The 19263-nt window shown below is 73.0% G+C and carries 18 protein-coding genes; 11 read left to right on the top strand and 7 right to left on the bottom strand.

Annotated features, from left to right (window positions below):
* Positions 1-109: 109 nt before the first annotated feature.
* From FJQ56_RS03785 to FJQ56_RS03775, 3 genes are read left to right on the top strand one after another with little or no spacing between them, the layout of a single operon-like run.
* The gene (locus tag FJQ56_RS03785; protein WP_211350740.1) at positions 110-1321 is read left to right on the top strand and encodes a cysteine desulfurase family protein; all 1212 of its coding nucleotides are present in this window, start codon (positions 110-112) and stop codon (positions 1319-1321) included.
* A gap of 13 nt (positions 1322-1334) precedes the next feature.
* Entirely contained in the window at positions 1335-2477 is a 1143-nt protein-coding gene (mnmA, locus tag FJQ56_RS03780; protein WP_281284652.1) for a tRNA 2-thiouridine(34) synthase MnmA, read from the top strand.
* 7 nt (positions 2478-2484) lie between these two features.
* Entirely contained in the window at positions 2485-3474 is a 990-nt protein-coding gene (locus tag FJQ56_RS03775; protein WP_140007846.1) for a uroporphyrinogen decarboxylase/cobalamine-independent methonine synthase family protein, read from the top strand.
* A gap of 71 nt (positions 3475-3545) precedes the next feature.
* On the opposite strand, the gene FJQ56_RS03770 is transcribed toward FJQ56_RS03775, so the two are convergent.
* Both FJQ56_RS03770 and FJQ56_RS03765 read right to left on the bottom strand, forming a co-directional pair.
* Entirely contained in the window at positions 3546-5159 is a 1614-nt protein-coding gene (locus FJQ56_RS03770) for an MFS transporter (RefSeq protein WP_140007845.1), read from the bottom strand.
* Positions 5156-5821, bottom strand: coding sequence for a TetR/AcrR family transcriptional regulator (locus FJQ56_RS03765; RefSeq protein ID WP_246083970.1), 666 nt, complete (start codon positions 5819-5821; stop codon positions 5156-5158). The genes FJQ56_RS03770 and FJQ56_RS03765 overlap by 4 nt, the downstream gene beginning before the upstream one ends.
* A 150-nt stretch (positions 5822-5971) precedes the next feature.
* Between FJQ56_RS03765 and ligA the strand changes: the two genes are divergently transcribed.
* Together ligA and FJQ56_RS03755 are read left to right on the top strand one after the other, a co-directional pair.
* Positions 5972-8122: an NAD-dependent DNA ligase LigA gene (ligA, locus tag FJQ56_RS03760; RefSeq protein WP_140009682.1), complete on the top strand. Its 2151-nt coding sequence runs from the start codon at positions 5972-5974 to the stop codon at positions 8120-8122.
* 29 nt (positions 8123-8151) lie between these two features.
* Positions 8152-8670 carry a MarR family winged helix-turn-helix transcriptional regulator gene (locus FJQ56_RS03755; protein WP_246083968.1) on the top strand — a complete coding sequence of 173 codons (519 nt, stop codon included), beginning with the start codon at positions 8152-8154 and terminating at the stop codon, positions 8668-8670.
* 99 nt (positions 8671-8769) lie between these two features.
* Here the strand turns inward: FJQ56_RS03755 and FJQ56_RS03750 are convergent, their stop codons facing one another.
* On the bottom strand, positions 8770-9930 hold the full coding sequence (locus FJQ56_RS03750) for an acyl-CoA dehydrogenase family protein (protein ID WP_140007844.1): 1161 nt from the start codon (positions 9928-9930) through the stop codon (positions 8770-8772).
* A 69-nt stretch (positions 9931-9999) separates the two neighbouring features.
* On the opposite strand from FJQ56_RS03750, the gene FJQ56_RS03745 reads away from it, so the two are divergent.
* Entirely contained in the window at positions 10000-10683 is a 684-nt protein-coding gene (locus FJQ56_RS03745) for a TetR/AcrR family transcriptional regulator (RefSeq protein ID WP_140007843.1), read from the top strand.
* A 13-nt stretch (positions 10684-10696) separates the two neighbouring features.
* Here the strand turns inward: FJQ56_RS03745 and wrbA are convergent, their stop codons facing one another.
* Complete coding sequence (gene wrbA / locus FJQ56_RS03740) at positions 10697-11290, bottom strand: NAD(P)H:quinone oxidoreductase (RefSeq protein ID WP_140007842.1); 594 nt, start codon at positions 11288-11290, stop codon at positions 10697-10699.
* Positions 11291-11501: 211 nt separating this feature from the next.
* On the opposite strand from wrbA, the gene FJQ56_RS03735 reads away from it, so the two are divergent.
* Together FJQ56_RS03735 and FJQ56_RS03730 are read left to right on the top strand one after the other, a co-directional pair.
* Positions 11502-11882, top strand: a complete 381-nt coding sequence (locus tag FJQ56_RS03735) for a glyoxalase superfamily protein (protein WP_140007841.1) — start codon at positions 11502-11504, stop codon at positions 11880-11882.
* A 25-nt stretch (positions 11883-11907) separates the two neighbouring features.
* On the top strand, positions 11908-12774 hold the full coding sequence (locus FJQ56_RS03730; protein ID WP_211350739.1) for a hypothetical protein: 867 nt from the start codon (positions 11908-11910) through the stop codon (positions 12772-12774).
* 9 nt (positions 12775-12783) lie between these two features.
* Here the strand turns inward: FJQ56_RS03730 and FJQ56_RS03725 are convergent, their stop codons facing one another.
* Together FJQ56_RS03725 and FJQ56_RS03720 are read right to left on the bottom strand one after the other, a co-directional pair.
* Positions 12784-13488 (bottom strand): FAD-binding oxidoreductase, encoded by a 705-nt coding sequence (locus tag FJQ56_RS03725; RefSeq protein WP_211350738.1) that lies wholly within the window; start codon positions 13486-13488, stop codon positions 12784-12786.
* Complete coding sequence (locus tag FJQ56_RS03720) at positions 13488-14108, bottom strand: sulfite oxidase-like oxidoreductase (RefSeq protein WP_140007839.1); 621 nt, start codon at positions 14106-14108, stop codon at positions 13488-13490. Before FJQ56_RS03720 ends, FJQ56_RS03725 begins: the two co-directional genes overlap by 1 nt.
* A gap of 167 nt (positions 14109-14275) precedes the next feature.
* Here FJQ56_RS03720 and gatC point away from each other — a divergent pair, with 167 nt between their 5' ends.
* The 3 genes from gatC to gatB are packed head-to-tail and all read left to right on the top strand — an operon-like array spanning position 14276 to position 17588.
* The gene (gene gatC, locus FJQ56_RS03715) at positions 14276-14575 is read left to right on the top strand and encodes an Asp-tRNA(Asn)/Glu-tRNA(Gln) amidotransferase subunit GatC (protein ID WP_140007838.1); all 300 of its coding nucleotides are present in this window, start codon (positions 14276-14278) and stop codon (positions 14573-14575) included.
* A gap of 32 nt (positions 14576-14607) precedes the next feature.
* Positions 14608-16095: an Asp-tRNA(Asn)/Glu-tRNA(Gln) amidotransferase subunit GatA gene (gatA, locus tag FJQ56_RS03710; protein WP_211350869.1), complete on the top strand. Its 1488-nt coding sequence runs from the start codon at positions 14608-14610 to the stop codon at positions 16093-16095.
* Positions 16095-17588, top strand: coding sequence for an Asp-tRNA(Asn)/Glu-tRNA(Gln) amidotransferase subunit GatB (gene gatB, locus FJQ56_RS03705; RefSeq protein ID WP_140007836.1), 1494 nt, complete (start codon positions 16095-16097; stop codon positions 17586-17588). Before gatA ends, gatB begins: the two co-directional genes overlap by 1 nt.
* Before the next feature lie 214 nt (positions 17589-17802).
* Here the strand turns inward: gatB and FJQ56_RS03700 are convergent, their stop codons facing one another.
* The gene (locus FJQ56_RS03700; RefSeq protein ID WP_211350737.1) at positions 17803-19152 is read right to left on the bottom strand and encodes an AMP-binding protein; all 1350 of its coding nucleotides are present in this window, start codon (positions 19150-19152) and stop codon (positions 17803-17805) included.
* Between the last annotated feature and the right edge of the window lie 111 nt (positions 19153-19263).

Here is a 19263-nt window from a genome sequence, read left to right as displayed (position 1 = left end):
TTGGTCACCCGCCCCGTAGGCCGTGCGGGTGAGCCATGGTGCCCTGACCTGCGCGGATGGTGGTCTCGGTGCGGCCCGACGGGGGAGCGCGCCGTACTCTGGAGATGACATGACAGCGATCCACGGGCAGGTGCACTACCTCGACCACGCCGCCACGACCCCGATGGTGGGTGCGGCGGTGGAGGCGATGACGGCGCACCTGCGCGACGTCGGCAACCCGAGCTCGCTGCATGCCTCCGGGCGGCACGCGCGGCGGGTCGTCGAGGAGTCGCGCGAGACGATCGCGCAGGCCCTCGACTGCCGTCCCGGCGAGGTCGTGTTCACCTCCGGCGGCACCGAGTCCGACAACCTCGCGATCAAGGGCGTGTTCTGGGCCCGCCGTACGGCCGACGCCCGCCGCGTGCGGGTGCTCACCACCGCCGTCGAGCACCACGCCGTGCTCGACCCGGTGCACTGGCTGGGGGACAACGACGGCGCCGAGGTGGAGCTGTTGCCCGTCGACGGCACCGGTCGCCTCGACCTCGACGCGCTGCGCGCCAGCATCGAGCGCGACCCCGAGAGCGTCGCCGTCGTCTCGGTGATGTGGGCCAACAACGAGGTCGGCACCCTGCAGCCGGTGTGCGAGGTCGTCGAGATCTGTCGCCCCCACGGCATCCCGGTCCACACCGACGCCGTCCAGGCGCTGGGGTCGGTACCCCTGGGCTTCGCGGCCTCCGGCGTGGACGCCATGACCATCACCGGCCACAAGGTCGGCGGCCCGTTCGGCGTCGGGGCCCTCCTCGTCCGCCGTGAGCTCGCCGTCACCGCCCTCGTCCACGGCGGGGGCCAGGAGCGCGACATCCGCAGCGGCACCATCGACACCCCGGCCATCGCGGCGTTCGCCGCCGCGGTCGAGCTGGCCGTCAAGCACCAGGCCGAGCACGCCGTCCACGTCGCCGCCCTGCGCGACGACCTCGTCCGCCGGGTGATCGAGGTCGTGCCCGACGCCCACCTCCACGGCCCCGACGTGCTCGGCGGACGGGCCGGCGGGGTCGAGACGCGGCTGCCCGGCAACGCCCACCTCGGCTTCCCCGGCTGCGAGGGCGACTCGCTGCTGATGCTGCTCGACGCCCGGGGCATCGAGTGCTCCACCGGCTCGGCCTGCTCGGCCGGCGTCGCGCAGCCCTCCCACGTGCTGCTGGCCATGGGCTGCGAGCAGGAGGCCGCCCGCCACTCGCTGCGCTTCTCCCTCGGCCACACCTCCACCCCGGCCGACGTCGACGCCGTCGTCGAGGCGATCGTGCCCGTCGTCGACCGCGCCCGTGCTGCCCGGCGGTTGTGAGGGTGACCGCGTCGTGAGAGCGGTCCCTGAGGTGGGCGCCTCCCGCCCGGAGGGCCCCACCGGCGCCCCTCGAAGGGTGCTCGCCGCGATGTCCGGCGGCGTCGACTCCGCCGTCGCCGCCGCACGCGCCCACGACGCCGGCCACGACGTCACGGGCATCCACCTCGCCCTGTCGCGCAACCCCGCGTCGTACCGCTCCGGCGCCCGCGGCTGCTGCACCATCGAGGACGCCAACGACGCCCGCCGCGCGGCCGACGTCATCGGCATCCCGTTCTACGTCTGGGACCTCTCCGACCGCTTCCACGAGGACGTGGTCGAGGACTTCATGGACGAGTACGCCGCCGGGCGCACCCCCAACCCGTGCCTGCGCTGCAACGAGAAGATCAAGTTCGCCGCGGTCCTCGAGCGGGGCCTGGCCCTGGGCTACGACGCCGTCGCGACCGGCCACTACGCGCAGCTGGCGACCGGCCCGGACGGGCTGGTCGAGATGCACCGCGCCGTCGACGACGGCAAGGACCAGTCCTACGTGCTCGGCGTGCTCGACCAGCGCCAGCTGGCCCATTCGCTGTTCCCGCTCGGCGGCTCGACCAAGGCCGACGTGCGGCTCGAGGCCGCGGAGCGCGGGCTGCTGGTCGCCGACAAGCCCGACAGCCACGACATCTGCTTCGTCGCCGACGGCGACACCGCCGGCTGGCTGCAGGACAAGCTCGGCGACCGTGCGCCCAACCACGAGGGCCCGATCGTCGACGCCGAGACCGGCGAGGAGCTCGGCCGTCACGCCGGCACCTACGGCTTCACCATCGGCCAGCGCAAGGGCCTGCGGATCGGCCGGCCCGCCCCCGACGGCAAGCCACGCTTCGTGCTCGACATCGAGCCGGTCTCCGGCACCGTGACCGTCGGGCCCCACGAGCGCCTCGCCGTACGCCGCCTCACCGGCATCCGGCCGCGCTGGTGCGGCAGCGCGCCGACGCGCCTGCAGGGCACGGTCCAGCTGCGCGCGCACGGCTCCGAGCTGCCGGCCACCGTCGTGGTGTCGGGGGAGGCGGTCGAGGTCGAGCTGCACGAGCCGGCCTACGGCATCGCGCCCGGGCAGGCCGCCGTGGTCTACGACGGCACCCGCGTCGTCGGCTCGGCCACCATCGCGGCCACCGCATGAGGGCGCGATGAGCACGGCCACCGGTGTCGGGTCGATGCCCGGCGACGACCTCGCCGCCGCCCAGCGGCTGGTCCTCGACGAGCTCGCCGACCACCTGCCGCACCTCGTCGAGCTGCCCGACCGGGGCATCCACTCCGGCATGGTCGCCCGGTCGCTCGCGCTGGTCGGCGCCATCGGGGTCGACCTGCAGCCGGCCGGCTGGCGCCTCACCGACGCCAGCGGCATCGACCACCGCCGCGCGCAGAGCCGGCTCGCGCAGGACCTCGACGTGCTCGAGGAGCTCTCCCAGGGCTGGACGGGTCCGTTCAAGGTGCAGGTCGCCGGTCCGTGGACCCTGGCCGCCTCGGTCGAGAAGCCCCGCGGCGACAAGGTCGTCAGTGACCACGGGGCGCGCCGCGACCTGGCGCAGTCGCTCGCCGAGGGGGTGCGCACCCACGTGCGCGACGTACGCCGGCGCGTCGGCGGCGTCGAGACCCTGATCGTCCAGGTCGACGAGCCCGCGCTCGCCGCCGTCGCCGCCGGCGGCATCCGCACCGCCTCGGGCTTCGGGCGGCACCGCGTCGTGCACCCGCCCGAGCTCTCCGAGCACCTCGGTTGGGTGCTCGAGGCCGTCACCGCCGAGGGCGCCGTCCCGTGGGTGCACTCGTGTGCGCCCGGGACCCCGCTCGACCTGCTGCGCGGGGCCGGGGCCCAGGGGTTGTCGGTGGACCTCGGCGTCATCGACGCGACCGGTCACGACGCCCTCGGATCGGCCCTCGAGGCCGGCGAGAGCGTCGCGCTGGGCGTCGTACCCGCGGTGGACGGGGTGGCGCCGACGGAGTCCGAGCTGGTCGAGCGCGTCGTGCGCTGGCTCGACATGCTCGGCCTGGACCCCGATGTCGTGCGCGACCGCCTGGTCGTGACGCCGAGCTGCGGGATGGCGGGTGCCACGCCCGGGTGGGCCCGGCGCGCGCTCGTGCTGGCCGCGAGCACGGCCCGCCACCTGTCCGAGGCCTGAGGGACGCCGGACGCACTGCGGCCCGCCGCCTCTCTCGGAGAGGCGACGGGCCGTCGTACGGCGGGTGGGCGTCAGCCCACGTGCACCGGGGTCTCGGGACCGTCGGTGGCCAGCTCCTCGTGCTTGACGTTGAGGAACAGCCAGATCGCGGCCGAGCCGATCGCGATCAGGACCGCGCCGACCAGGAAGGCCGCCGTGGCACCCTCGGTGAACGAGCCGATGTAGGCCAGTCCCTTGGCACCCTCGGGCGGGACGCCCTTGGTGGCGAGGTCGCGAGCCAGGTCGGTCTTGGTGCCGTCGGCGAAGTGCAGCGAGACGGTGCCCAGGATCGCCAGGCCCAGGGCGCCACCGACCTGCTGCATCGTGTTGAGCACGCCGGAGCCGATGCCGGAGTCCTCGGAGCGCAGGTGGTGCACCGCGGTCAGGGTCAGCGGCACGAAGGTCATGCCCATGCCGATCGACATCAGGACGATGAACGGGAAGATCGACGACCAGTAGTTGACGTCGGCCCCGAGGAAGCCGCCGCTGTTGGCCACGGCGAGCAGGTCGTCGGTGCCGGTGGGCACCGAGAGCCGGGAGAAGCCGAACAGGGCGACCGCCGCCATCAGCGTGCCGACCCCGGCGATGTAGCGGGGGTCGATGCGGTTGACCAGGTTGGAGGACAGCCCCGCGCCGATCACGATGCCGACGGAGAACGGCAGGAACGCGAAGCCCGTGTGGAGCGGGCTGTAGCCGATGACCAGCTGGATGAACAGGCTCAGGAAGTAGAACATCGCGAACATGGCCGCGGGGACCAGCGCCATCACCAGGAAGCTGGTGGCACGGGTGCGGTTGTTGAAGACGCGGACCGGCAGCAGCGGGTGCTTGACGCGGGACTCGACGACGGCGAAGACGACGAGCAGCGCGATGCCGGCGACCAGCGACGCGATGGTCCAGGTGTCGCCCCACCCGTGGGCCTCCTCGCCGGCGCGGCTGAAGCCGTAGACCAGGCCGAGCAGGCCGAGCGTGCCGGTGATCGCGCCGGGGACGTCGAGCTCGCCGGGGTGCGACTCGGACTCCCGCAGGAAGCGCGGGGCCAGGAAGGCGGCGATCAGGCCGATCGGGACGTTGATGAGGAACGTCAGGCGCCATCCCTCGAGGCCGACGACGTCGTCGAGCCCGGTGAGCCAGCCACCGAGGATGAGGCCGACGGCTGCACCGGCGCCGGACATGGCGGCGTAGACCGCGAACGCGCGGTTGCGGGCCGGGCCGGCCGGGAACGTCGTGGTGATCAGGGCGAGGGCGGCAGGCGAGGCGAGAGCGGCGCCCAGGCCCTGCAGGCCACGCGACGCGAGCAGCATGGCCTCGTTCTGGGCGAAGCCGCCGATGAAGCTGGCGACCGCGAAGACGGCGAGGCCGATCATGAAGACGCGACGGCGACCGTAGAGGTCACCGAGACGGCCGCCGAGCAGCAGCAGGCCACCGAAGGCCAGGGCGTACCCCGTGACGATCCAGGTGAGGTTGGCGTCGGCGATCTCGAGGTCGTTGCCGATGAAGGGCAGGGCGATGTTGGCGATGGAGGCGTCGAGGACCACCATCAGCTGGGCCATCGAGATCAGGACGAGCGCCCACCCGAGGTGGAGCTGCTTGCCCTCCTCGGGGTGCGTGTCCGGGGCGGGGGCCTCGGGGTGGGAGAGGTCGGTCATGAGTCTTCCTTCGTGGTCTGGTGGGGCGTGTGCTGCGGGAGGGGGCTGGCTGCCACGGCGGCGACGGCGGGCAGGATGATGTGGTCGAGGACCTGGACGATGAACTCGGTGTCGGGCGGGGTGCCGAGCAGGAACTGGCGGTGCAGGACGATGCCGGGCAGTGCGGTCCCGATGAGGTCGACGTCCACGTCGGGGGAGATCTCGCCGCGCTCCTTGGCCCGGTCGTAGATCGTGCGGGTGAGGGCGACCTTGGGGCCGATGAAGTCGCGGTGGAACGCCTCGGCGAAGTCGGCGTCGCGTGAGATCGCGGTCATCACGCTGGCCAGGATCGCGACCTGGCGGGTGTCGGTGAGCCCGCCCATGCCGCAGTAGGCGCCGAGCAGGTCGCCCCGCAGGGTGCCGGTGTCGGGCAGCTCCATCGCCTCCTTCTCGGACAGGAGGGCGTCGATGACCAGCGCCGGCTTGGTGCTCCAGCGTCGGTAGAGCGTGGCCTTGGAGGCCCGGGCGTGGGCGGCCACGGCGTCCATGGTGAGCCGGTCGTAGCCGACGTCGGCGAGGACGTCGAGGGTGGCGGCGAGGATCTCCTGCTCGCGGTCGCCCTCGACGCGCGGTCGGGAGACGGCCTCGGGGGCCGGTCTGCCGACGGGTGGGGTCATGGTCATGTGTCCTTCGTCACTGGATGGAACGGTACCGTTTCGTTCCATCAAGACGGTACGGACTCGTTCCATTCCCGGCAAGCGAAAAAACTTCGACGAGCTGGCAGACGGCGGGTGGCGGGAGGGTCTGCCGCAATGTCGGTGGCGGGCGGCAAGATGGGGCCCGTGCCCGACCAGCCTGATGCCGCACCGACCCCTGCGACCGACGAGGCGCGCGAGGAGCACCGCACGCTCAGCGAGCAGGTCGAGGACGCCCGCTGGCGCTACTACGTGCTCGACGACCCGACGCTCGACGACGCCGGCTTCGACGCCCGCCTGCGCCGGCTCGAGGCGCTCGAGGCCGAGTTCCCCGAGCTGCGCACCCCCGACTCGCCCACCCAGACCGTCGGGGGAGCGGTGTCCACGGAGTTCACCGCCGTCGACCACCTGCAGCGCATGGAGAGCCTCGACAACGCGTTCTCCTACGACGAGCTGGCCGCGTGGCACGCGCGCCTGGCCCGTGACGGCATCGAGGCGCCGGCGCTGCTGTGCGAGCTCAAGGTCGACGGGCTGGCGATCAACCTGCTCTACGAGAAGGGCCGCCTGGTGCGTGCGCTGACCCGCGGCGACGGTCGCACCGGCGAGGACGTCACGCCCAACGTCAAGACGATCGACTCGATCCCGCACCGGCTGGTGACCGGGGGCGACCACCCGGTGCCCGACCTCCTCGAGGTGCGCGGCGAGGTGTTCCTGCCGGGCATGGCGTTCGAGCGGCTCAACGCCGCGATGGTCGACGCCGGCAAGCCGATGTTCGCCAACCCGCGCAACGCCGCCGCCGGGTCGCTGCGCCAGAAGGACCCCCGCGTCACCGCCACCCGCGCCCTCGGCATGGTCTGCCACGGCATCGGCGCCCGTCGGGGCTTCGAGCCGGCCGCCCAGTCCGAGGCCTACGCCGCGCTCCGGCAGTGGGGGCTGCCCACCTCCGACCTGGTCCGGGTGCTGCCGAGCCTCGAGGCCGTGCAGGGCTTCATCGAGGACGCCGGCGAGCGCCGCCACACGATCGCGCCCTACGAGATCGACGGGGTCGTGGTCAAGGTCGACGACGTGTCCCTGCAGCGCCGGCTCGGGTCGACCAGCCGGGCGCCGCGCTGGGCCATCGCCTTCAAGTACCCCCCCGAGGAGGTCAACGCCAAGCTCCTCGACATCCGGGTCAACATCGGCCGCACGGGCCGCGCCACGCCGTACGGCGTCATGGAGCCCACGCTCGTCGCCGGCTCCACCGTCGAGAACGCCACGCTCCACAACGCCCACGAGGTCAAGCGCAAGGACGTCCGCCCCGGCGACACCGTGATCCTGCGCAAGGCCGGCGACGTGATCCCCGAGATCCTCGGCCCCGTGCTCGCGCTGCGGCCCGAGGGGCTGCCCGAGTGGGTCATGCCGACCACCTGCGAGGCGTGCGAGGCACGTCTGGTGCAGCAGAAGGAGGGCGACAAGGACCTGCGCTGCCCCAACCACCGGTTCTGTCCCGCCCAGGTCCGCGAGCGGGTCTTCCACGTGGCCGGCCGCGGCGCCTTCGACATCGAGGGGCTGGGCTACGAGGCGGCGGCCGCACTGCTCGAGGCCGGCGTGATCGCCAACGAGGGCGACCTGTTCGCGCTCGACGAGGAGCAGATCACCCGGGCGCCGCTGTTCACCCGGGCGCCCAGGAAGGGCGAGGAGGGGCCGCAGCTGTCCGCCAACGGCGAGCGACTGCTGGCCCACCTCGGCCAGGCCAAGCGGGTCCCGCTCTGGCGGGTCCTCGTGGCGCTCTCGATCCGACACGTCGGCCCCTCCGCCGCGCGGGCCCTGGCCCAGGAGTTCGGCTCGATGGCCGCGATCCGTGACGCGAGCGAGGAGAGCCTGGCCGCGGCCGAGGGGGTCGGCCCCACCATCGCCGCGGCCGTCATCGAGTGGTTCCAGACGCCCTGGCACGTCGAGATCGTCGACAAGTGGGAGCGCGACGGGGTCTCGCTCGAGGACGAGCGCGACGAGTCGGTCGAGCGCACCCTGGAGGGCCTCACGGTCGTGGTCACCGGCTCGCTGGTCGACTTCAGCCGCGACTCGGCCAAGGAGGCGATCCTCGCCCGCGGCGGCAAGGCCTCCGGGTCGGTGTCGAAGAAGACCGACTTCGTCGTCGTCGGCGACAACGCCGGCACCAAGGCCGACAAGGCCGAGCAGCTCGGCGTACCCGTGCTCGACGAGGACGGATTCAAGGCCCTGCTTGCCGACGGTCCGCCCCCTGTCGTCGAGGTCACAGCCGACGAGACGTCGCCGGACGCCACCGACTGACCCCGTCGGCCTTCACTACAGTCGGGCCGGTGAGCACGCCCGCCCTGCCCGGCCGCGACCCGATCGCGGAGGCCCGCCGTCAGTGGTGCGTGCACGGCTGGGACGACGCCGCGCCGGGCATGGCCGCGGTGACCTCGGTGATGCGGGCCCAGCAGCTGCTGCTGACCCAGATCGATGCACTGCTGCGCCCCTTCGAGCTGACCTTCGCCCGCTTCGAGCTGCTGCGGCTGCTCAGCTTCGCCTCCGAGCAGCGGATGACGATGCTCCGCGCCGGCCACCGCCTCCAGGTGCACCCGACCTCCCTCACGAGCCTGGCCTCGCGGCTCAAGGACGACGGCCTGGTCGAGCGGGTGATCAACCCCGACGACCGCCGCTCCGCGATCCTGGTGCTCCTACCGGCCGGCCTCGAGCTCGTCGAGCGCGCCACGAAGGCGCTCAACGAGGAGGTCTTCGAGCAGGTCGGCCTCGAGCCCGACGACATCACGACCCTGGTCGAGATCCTCGGTCGGTTCCGCGCCAACCGCGGCGACTTCCAGCCCTCACGCTGACCCGTCGCCCACGGGCGACGGGTCACCGACGAGATGACGCTGACCCGTCGCCCATGGGCGACGGGTCAGCGTGTGAGGGCTGGATCGAGCCGTCGTGGATCAGCGGCCGAGGAGCTGGCGGGCCATCACCAGACGCTGGACCTGGTTGGTGCCTTCGTAGATCTGGGTGATCTTGGCGTCGCGCATCATCCGCTCGGCCGGGAAGTCCTGGGTGTAGCCCGAGCCGCCGAGCAGCTGGACGGCGTCGACGGTGATCGCCATCGCGGTGTCGGAGGCCAGGCACTTGGCGGCCGCGCCGAAGAACGGCAGGTCGGGGTCGTTGCGCTCGGACTTGGCGGCGGCGACGTAGACCATCTGGCGGGCGGCCTCGAGGTTCATGGCCATGTCGGCGAGCATGAACTGGATGCCCTGGAACTCGGCGATCCGCTTGCCGAACTGCTGGCGCTGCTTGACGTAGTCGACGGCGAGGTCGAGGGCGCCCTGGGCGATGCCGACGGCCTGGGCGCCGATGGTGACGCGGGTGTGGTCGAGGGTGCGCAGGGCCAGCGGCAGGCCGGTGCCCGGCTCGCCGATGATCCGGTCGCCGGGGATGCGCACGCCGTCGAGCAGCAGCTCACGGGTGGGGGAGCCCTTGATGCCGAGCTTGCGCTCCTTGGCGCCGAAGGTGAAGCCCGGGTCGGACTTCTCGACCACGAAGGCGCTGATGCCCTTGCCGCGCGGGGCGTCGGGGTCGGTGACGGCCAGGACGGTGTAGAACTCCGAGACGCCGGCGTTGGTGATCCAGGACTTCTGCCCGGTCAGCACCCAGTCGTCGCCGTCGCGGACCGCGCGGGTCTTCATCGAGGCGGTGTCGGACCCGGCGTCGCGCTCGGACAGGCCGTAGGAGAAGCCCTCGCCGTGGGCGAGCCGCGGCAGGTACTTCTGCTTGATCTCCTCGCCACCGCCGAGGATGACGGGCAGCGAGCCGAGCTTGTTGACCGCGGGGATGAGCGAGGACGACGCGCAGCCGCGGGCGACCTCCTCGATGACGATGCAGGTGGCGAGCGCGTCGGCGCCGACGCCGTCGTACTGCTCGGGGACGTGGGGCGCGTGGAAGTCGGAGGCGACCAGCGCGTCGTGCGCGGCCTGGGGGTAGGTCGCGGACTCGTCGACCTCGGCGGCGTACGGCGTCACCTTGTCGGCGACGAGCTCGCGCACCGCGGCGCGCAGCTCCTCGTGGTCGTCGGAGGTGCGGAACAGGTCGAACGCGGTGCTGGTCATCAATGCCCCTGGAACTCGGTATCGTCTCGGCGATACCGAGTCTCACACGGCAGGCGGCACAATCCCAACATGGCAGCCAGGAACCCCAGGACATCGCGCGAGCGGATGGTCGATGCGGCGTTCGCGCTCTTCGACGAGCAGGGGTACGACGCGACCACGGTCGAGCAGATCGTCGAGCGAGCCGCGGTGAGCCGCTCGACGTTCTTCCGTGCCTTCGGCTCCAAGGACGACGTGATCTTCCCGCGGCACGACGAGCTGCAGGCGCGCATCGAGGCGCGCCTCGACACCGGCACCTCCCAGACCTACCGGGTGGCACTGCGCGAGGCGGCCGGGCTGGTGCTGGCGCAGTACCTCGCCGAGGGCCAGGTGGCGCTGAGCCGCTACCGGCTGACCCGGTCGGTGCCGGCGCTGCGCGACCGTGAGGTGGCCAGCATGGTCGGTTACCAGCGGCTCTTCCGCGAGCACCTGCGCCGCTGGCTCGCCGAGGTGGGCGGCCCCGACGTCGACCTGCACGCCGAGCTGCTGGCCGCCTCGGTCGTCACCGCCCACAACGTCGTGCTGCGGCGCTGGCTGCGTGGCGAGACCACCGACCCGTGGCACGAGTACGACGACGCGATGTCCAGCGTCCTGGCGGCGGCGGGCGACACGACGGGCGGGCCGGCCGCTGCGCAGGACACCACGGTGGTGGTGCTGCGCGGCGACCGGCCCGTCGAGGAGGTCGTGCAGGCGGTGCGTCGAGCGCTGGAGCCCTGACCGCTGCGGTGGGTCAGGCGTTGAGCTTGCCGGCGATCGTCAGCACCCGGGTGACCAGGTGGTCGAGCGCGGCGTTGTCGGTGTCGTTGAGCTCCGGCGACTCGCCGGTGACCTTGCCGACGCCGTAGGGGTTGCCGTCGTTGAACTTGACCTGGTCGGTGTAGCCGGGGGGCACGATGATGCCGCCGAAGTGGGCGAACGTCGTGTTCATCGCCTCGAGCGTCGTCTCCTGGCCGCCGTGCTTGGTCTGGCTGGAGGTGAACGCGGCGTAGACCTTGTCGGCGAGCTTGCCCTGGCCCCAGAGCGGTCCGAGGGTGTCGATGAACGACTGCAGCTGGCTGGTGATGTGGCCGTAGCGCGTGCCCGACCCCATGATCACCGCGTCGGCCCAGTCGAGGTCGTCGGGCTGGGCGACGGGCTTGTCCTTCATCTCGGCGACGTGGGCGGCCCAGGGCTCCTGGCTCTGCACGGCCTCGTCGGGAGCCGTCTCGCGCACGTGCCGCAGGCGCACCTCGGCGCCCTGGGCCTCGGCGGTGGCGGCCAGGCGGGTGGCCATCGCGTGGCCGGTGCCGTAGCTGGAGTAGTAGATGATCGCGAGCTTCGTCATGCCCCGACGCTATCGACGCCGACCTACGCCCTACTCACCCTTGGGGAGGGCAAGGGTGAATCTTCAACCACCCGTCGGGAGGTGACACGTCACCGAACCGTCCTATGATCGGTCCATCGCGCGGACACCGCTCCGCTCCCTGGGACCGAGCACCGGGGTGGGCACCGTCCCGCTCTCGGAGCGACGCCGGTCCTCACCACGAGGAGCGCCCATGACCCACCGTCCCGTCACCCCCGCGTTCGCCTTCGGTCGGGTCGCACCGACGATCTCGGTGTCCGACCTGCCCCGCGCCCTGGCCTTCTACGTCGACGTGCTCGGCTTCGAGGTCGTCTTCTGCAACGGCGATCCGGTCGGCTTCGTGATCCTCGAGCGCGACGCGGCCGAGCTGCACCTGACGCTCCGGACCGGGCACCGGGGGAGCGCCGCCAACGTGGCGCACCTGATGGTCGAGCACGTGTCGGCGTTCCACGATCACTGCACCGCGCACGGCGTCCGGATCGTCAAGGGACTGCGCGACGCCGACTTCGGGCTGCGCACCTTCGTGATGGCCGATCCCGACGGCAACCGGATCGACGTGGGCGAGCCCTCGTAGCGCTCGCCGCCACTAGGGTCACGCCATGCGTGACGACGACCTCCACGCCATGCAGGCCCTCGCGTCGCGGACGTGGTCGCGCACGGCTCGACATCACCCGGGCCAGCTCGCGTGGAGCTCGCGGTACGCCGAGGCGACCTCGGACGTGGTGCGGACCTGGGTCGAGGGCGGCGAGGTCGTCGGCTGGGGCTGGGCGGAGGAGCCCGACTGGCTGGAGCTCTGCGTGGACGGTGCCCACGTCTACGCCACCGACGTCGCGCGCGAGATCGTCGCGTGGTTCGTCGACCGGGCGCCGGAGGGTCCGACCCGCACGATGGTGATGGCGTCCGACCACCTGGCGCTGACCGTGCTGGGCGAGGCGGGGTTCGTGCCCGAGAAGGCGCCGTGGTTCACCCACCACCACCTCGGCCCGGCCGACCTGGCCAGGCTGCGGCCGGTGCCCGACGTGCCGGGATACCGCCTGCGCGCGGTGCGGGAGGGCGAGGCCGCGCCGCGGTCGGCCTGCCACCGCGCCGCCTGGACGCCGCCCGGCGGGACTTCGCGCGTCTCGACGGTGGCGTACGACGCCCTGATGGGGACCGAGCCCTACCGGGCCGACCTCGACTGGGTGGCGATCGGGCCCGACGGCGCCTGGGTGGCGTCCTGCCTGGTGTGGCTCGACGTCGCCACCGGGGTCGCCTTGATCGAGCCGGTCGGGTGCGCGCCGGGCCACCGCAGGCGCGGGCTGGCAGCGGCCGTCAGCCTGGCCGCGATGCACGCCGCTCGCGCGGCCGGAGCCACCGAGGCGCTGGTGTGCCCTCGCGGCGACCAGGACTACCCCGTGCCCAGGGTGCTCTACCGGGGCCTCGGCTTCGAGCCGGGGGAGCGCACCGTCACCTTGGTCCGCGAGTAGGTCGGTGGATCAGCCGCTGGCGCCGAACTGCTCGACCCGGATCTCGCTCACCCGCATGCCCGCCTCGCCCAGCACCCGCGTCGCGAACGAGGCGAAGCCGACCGACCCGCAGACGTAGGCCCGCTCGGCGGGGGTCGGCAGGTCGACGAGGTCGCGGACCTCCTCGGGGTACGGCGGCGCCGCGACCCGGCTGCCGAGGTTCTCGCGGGTCAGCGCGACGAAGGCGCCGGCGGCCAGCAGCTCCTCGGCGTAGGGCAGCTCGTCGAGGCTGCGCCCGACCGCGATCACCCGCAGCCGGTCGGCCTGACCGGTGCGCGCGGCGTACCGCAGCATCGAGACGATCGGCACGATCCCGCTGCCGCCGCCGACGGCCACCGCGGTGGTCTCGCCGGCCCAGGTGAACCAGTCGCCGCCGAGGGGCCCGCGGACCTCGAGCTGGTCGCCGGGCTCGAGGACGTCGTGCAGGTGGCCCGAGACCTCGCCGTCGGGGAGCCGCTCGACCATCAGCTCGACCAGCGGGTCGGCCGGGTCGGAGGCGATCGAGTAGGAGCGCTGGGCGGTGTAGTCGTCAGGGGCGCGCAGGCGGACGACGTAGTGCTGGCCCGGGCGGTGCGCGACGCGGTCGGCGACGTCGAGGCGAACGCGCGCGAGGCGGCCGTCGGGGCGGTCGACCTCGGCGACGGTGGCTGTCGACCAGCTCGTCGAGGTCGCCACTACGGGTCGCCCTGGTAGCGCTGCTCGAGCCACGGGTCCCCGCGGTCGTGGTAGCCGTTCTGCTCCCAGAACCCCGGCCGGTCGCGCGCCATTAGCTCGAGCCGGGTGACCCACTTGGCCGACTTCCAGAAGTAGAGGTGCGGCACCAGGAGCCGCACCGGCCCGCCGTGCTCGTCGCTCAGCGGCTTGCCGTCGGCCTCCCACACCACCCACGCCTTGCCGCCGGTGAGGTCGGCGATCGGCAGGTTGGTCGTGTAGCCGGTCGTCGAGTGCGCCATCACGTACGCCGCCTCGGGCAGGGGGCCCGCCGCCTCGAGGAGCACGTCGACGCTGACGCCGGCGAAGGTCACGTCGAAGCGGCTCCACGTCGTGACGCAGTGGATGTCGCCGAAGTAGGCGTCGCCGGGCAGCGCGTGCAGCTCGCGCCACGACCAGGTCACCGGCTTCTCGACGAGGCCGTCGACGGTGATCGACCAGTGCTCGGGGTCGAGATGGGGCGTGGCCTCGGCGGTCAGCGTGGGCCACTCGCGCCCGACGTCGTACTGGCCGGGCGGGAGGCGGTCGGAGCGCCCGGCGGCCTCGCCGCGGCGCTTGCCGGTGAATCCGCGGGTGACGGGCATGGGTCCAGTCTGCCCACACGTCGGTCGAGGTGCGAGCGCAGCGAGCCTCGAGGCCTCCGCAGCACCACGGCGACTCGCGCCGCACCTGCGGTGGTCTCGAGGCTCGTCGCCAGCGCTCGTCGCACCTCGACCGACGCGGGGAAGGCCGGCGCCACTAGGCTCGTGCCATGCCTGAGATCACCCGTGACGAGGTCGCCCACCTGGCGACGCTCGCCCGGATCGACCTGGACGACGCGGAGCTCGACCACCTCGCGCCGCAGCTGTCGGTCATCCTCGAGTCCGTCGCCTCCATCAGCGCGGTGGCCGGTGCCGACGTACCGCCGACCTCGCACCCGCTGCCGCTGACCAACGTCTTCCGCGACGACGTCGTCGTGCCCGGCCTCACCGCCGCGCAGGCGCTGTCGGGTGCGCCCGAGCAGGAGCAGCAGCGCTTCGCCGTCCCGCGGATCCTGGGGGACGAGCAGTGAGCGACCCCGTAATCAAGCAGACCGCGGCGCAGATGGCCGGCGCGCTCGCCGACGGCACCACCACCTCCGTCGCGCTCACCCAGGCCCACCTCGACCGGATCGCCGCGGTCGACGGCGCGGTCCACGCCTTCCTGCACGTCGATGCCGAGGGCGCCCTGGCGCAGGCGGCGGCCTCCGACGAGCGCCGCTCCGCCGGCTCCCCGCTCCACCTGCTCGACGGCGTCCCGATCGCGGTCAAGGACGTGCTGGTGACCGAGGGCCTGCCGACCACCTGCGGCTCCAAGATCCTCGAGGGCTGGATCCCGCCGTACGACGCCACGGTGGTCGCGCGCCTCAAGGCCGCGGGGCTGCCGATCCTCGGCAAGACCAACATGGACGAGTTCGCGATGGGGTCCTCCACCGAGCACTCCGCCTACGGACCGACCCACAACCCGTGGGACCTCGACCGCATCCCCGGCGGCTCCGGCGGTGGCTCCGCGGCCGCGGTGGCCTCCTACGAGGCGCCGCTCGCGCTCGGCACCGACACCGGCGGCTCGATCCGCCAGCCCGGGGCGGTCACCGGCACCGTGGGCGTCAAGCCGACGTACGGCGGTGTCTCGCGCTACGGGCTGGTGGCGCTGGCCAACTCGCTCGACCAGGTCGGCCCGGTCACCCGCACGGTGCTCGACTCCGCGTTGCTGCACGAGCTCATCGGCGGCCACGACCCGCGCGACTCCACCTCGGCCGACGTGCCGCTGCCCGACCTCGTCGGCGCCGCGCGCCGGGGTGCCGACGGCGACCTGTCGGGCCTCAAGGTCGGCGTCATCCGCGAGCTGGCCGGCGACGGCTGGCAGCCGGGCGTGATGGCCCGGTTCACCGAGTCGGTCGACCTGCTGGTCGGCATGGGCGCCGAGGTCGTCGAGGTGTCGTGCCCGACGTTCGTGCACGCGCTGGCGACCTACTACCTGATCCTGCCGGCGGAGGCGTCGAGCAACCTCGCCAAGTTCGACGCGATGCGCTACGGCCTGCGGGTGCTGCCCGAGGGCGTCGCGTCGCCGTCGGCCGAGGACGTCATGCGCGCCACCCGCGACGCCGGGTTCGGCGACGAGGTCAAGCGCCGCATCATCCTCGGCACCTACGCGCTGTCCAGCGGCTACTACGACGCCTACTACGGGCAGGCCCAGAAGGTCCGCACGCTCATCACCCGCGACTTCGAGGCCGCCTTCGCGCAGGCCGACGTGCTGCTGTCGCCGACGGCGCCGACCACGGCGTTCAAGCTCGGCGAGAAGCTCGACGACCCGCTCTCGATGTACCTCAACGACCTCGCGACCATCCCCGCCAACCTCTCCGGCGTCCCTGGCATCTCGGTGCCCAGCGGCCTCGCCGACGAGGACGGCCTCCCCGCCGGCATCCAGATCCTGGCGCCGGCCCTCGCCGACGACCGGGTCTACCGCGTGGGCGCGGCGCTCGAGGCCGCGCTGCTCGACGCGTGGGGCGGACCGCTGCTCGACAAGGCGCCCGACCTGGAAGGAACCCTGTGATGGCCGACGCTCTGGTCGACTACGACGACGTGCTGGCGGCGTACGACCCGGCCCTCGGGCTCGAGGTCCACGTCGAGCTCAACACCCACACCAAGATGTTCTGCGGCTGCCCCGCCGTCTTCGGCGGCGAGCCCAACACGCAGACCTGCCCCACCTGCCTGGGCCTGCCCGGCGCGATGCCGGTCGTCAACGGCAAGGCCGTCGAGTCGGCGATCCGGATCGGGCTGGCGCTCAACTGCGACATCGCCGAGTGGTGCCGCTTCGCGCGCAAGAACTACTTCTACCCCGACATGCCGAAGAACTTCCAGACCTCCCAGTACGACGAGCCCATCGCCTTCGACGGCTACATGGACGTCGACGTCGACGGTGAGATCGTGCGGGTCGAGATCGAGCGCGCCCACATGGAGGAGGACACCGGCAAGTCGCTGCACGTCGGCGGCTCCACCGGGCGCATCCAGGGCGCCGACTACTCGCTGGTCGACTACAACCGCGCCGGCATCCCCCTCATCGAGATCGTCACCCGGCCGATTCTCGGTGCCGGCGCCAAGGCGCCCGACGTCGCGCGGGCCTACGTCGCCCAGCTGCGCGAGCTGATCGTCGCCCTGGGCGTCTCCGAGGCCCGGATGGACCAGGGCAACCTGCGCGCCGACGTCAACCTGTCGCTCTCGCCCAAGGGCTCCGGCGTGCTCGGCACCCGCACCGAGACCAAGAACGTCAACTCCTACCGCTCCGTCGAGCGCGCGGCCCACTACGAGATGCGCCGCCACGCCGCGATCCTCAACGATGGCGGCTCGATCCTGCAGGAGACCCGGCACTGGCAGGAGGGCTCCGGTACGACGACCTCGGGTCGCGAGAAGTCCGACGCCGACGACTACCGCTACTTCCCCGAGCCCGACCTGGTGCCCGTCGCCCCCTCGCGCGAGTGGGTCGACGAGCTGCGCGGCACGCTCCCCGAGAACCCCACCGTCAAGCGCGCCCGGCTGCAGGCCGAGTGGGGCTTCACCGACCTCGAGATGCGCGACACCGTCGGGGCCGGCGCCTTCGGGCTCGTCGAGGCGACCGTGGCCGAGGGCTGCGCGCCGCAGGCCGCCCGCAAGTGGTGGCTGACCGAGCTGGCCCGCCGCGCCAACGAGTCGGGCGTCGACATCGCCGACCTCGGGGTCTCCCCGGCCCAGGTGGCCGCCGTCCAGGCGCTGGTCGACGCCGGCACCGTCAACGACAAGCTGGCCCGCCAGGTCTTCGACGGGCTGCTGGCCGGCGAGGGCACCCCCGAGGAGATCGTGGCCGCCCGCGGCCTCGCCATCGTCTCCGACGAGGGCGCCCTCGGCGCGGCTGTCGACAAGGCCATCGAGGCCAACCCCGACGTCGCGCAGAAGATCCGCGACGGCAAGCACGCCGCGGCCGGCGCGCTGATCGGTGCGGTCATGAAGGAGATGCGCGGCCAGGCCGACGCCGGTCGGGTGCGCGAGCTGGTGCTCGAGCGGCTCAGCTGAGGTTGGTCCCCGGACCTCACTCGTTCAATCGCACGAGTTGCTGGTCTCTCGGGGCGCTGACGGCCTCCGACTCGTTCAATCGAACGAGTTCGGGGCCTGAGGGCGGCCCGTCGGCCTCCAACTCGTTCGATTGAACGAGTTGGCCACCGCCACCGCCACCGCCGCACCGCCACCGCCGCCGCCACCGCCACCGGGCGACCTCGGTCCGACGACGTCAGCCGAGCAGGGTCTTCTGGACCTTGCCCATCGCGTTGCGCGGCAGCTCGTCGACCACGACGACGTCGCGGGGGCGCTTGTGCCACGAGAGCCGCTCGGCGACGAGGGAGACGAGCTCGGCCTCGCGCCCGGTGGCGCCGGAGCCGACGACGTAGGCGACGATCCGCTGGCCCAGGTCGTCGTCGGGTACGCCGACGACCGCGGCCTCCTCGACGGCCGGGTGGTCCAGGAGCACCGCCTCGACCTCGCCGGAGCCGACGCGGTAGCCGCCGGTCTTGATCAGGTCGGTCGACTCGCGCCCGACGAGGCGGTGCCAGCCGTCGGGGTCACGGACGGCGAGGTCTCCGGTGGCGAACCAGCCGTCGTCGCCCAGGTCGTCGGACGCCCTGCCCAGGTAGCCGGTGAACACCGACGGGCCGCGCACCTGCAGGCGGCCCATGCCCTCGTCATCGGCCGCGACGATGCGGGTCTCGGTCACGCCCACGGGTCGCCCGACCCACCCCGCCCGCGGTGGCTCGTCGGCCCGGGCGGCCAGGGTGATGGCGGTCTCGGTCATGCCGTAGCGCTCGAGCGGCGCGAGCCCGGTCAGCTCCTGGAGGGCGGTGAACGTCGAGACCGGCAGGGGAGCGCTGCCCGACACGAGCAGCCGCGCGCCCCGCAGGGCCGCCGCGTCGGCCGGCGAGCCGACCACGCGGTGCCACACCGTGGGGACGCCGAAGTAGACGGTGCCGGGCGCGGCGGCGTACGCGGCGGGGGAGGGGCGCACCGTGTGGACCAGCGGTGACCCGACCCGCAGTGGGCCGAGCAGCCCGAGCACCAGGCCGTGCAGGTGGAACAGCGGCAACCCGTGCACGAGGGTGTCGTCCGGCGTCCAGGCCCACGCCTCGGCGAGCCCGTCGAGGCACGCGGTCAGCCGACGTCCCGTCGACGGCACGCCCTTGGGCAGCCCGGTCGTGCCGGAGGTGTAGAGCACCAGCGCCGTCGCGTCGGGGTCGTACGGCGCCAGGTCGCCCGCGCGCCGGGCGACCGGAGGCAGCCCGCCGGCCAGCTCGGCCGGTCCCACCCAGGCGGTGGCGCCGGAGTCGCGCAGCACGTGCTCGCGCTCGACCGGCCCGCTGTCGGGCGGCACGGGGACGACGGCCACCCCGGTCAGCAGGCCGCCGACCACGGCCACGACCGTCTCGACCGAGGCGGTGGCGTGCACCGCGACCGGTCCGCCGGCCGCGCGGAGCCCGCCGGCGATCGCCGACACCGCCTCGAGCAGGGCGCCGCGGGTCAGCACCGAGCCGCCGACCGTCACCGCCGCGGCCGCGTCGTCAGCGGAGGGGGCGAGGAGGGCGGTCAGCACCGGGGAAGCCTTGCACGCCGGTCACGACGCCGGTGACGACCACGGGCACACCACGGTCACGACTAACCGGGTGCCATCGGGTCGGGTTACGCTCCGGCGAATCATTCATCA

The organism is Nocardioides plantarum, assembly GCF_006346395.1.
In the GTDB taxonomy this organism is placed as follows: domain Bacteria; phylum Actinomycetota; class Actinomycetes; order Propionibacteriales; family Nocardioidaceae; genus Nocardioides; species Nocardioides plantarum.
The sequence above is the reverse complement of the archived record's forward strand: the minus strand, read 5'-3'. Positions and strand labels throughout refer to the sequence as shown.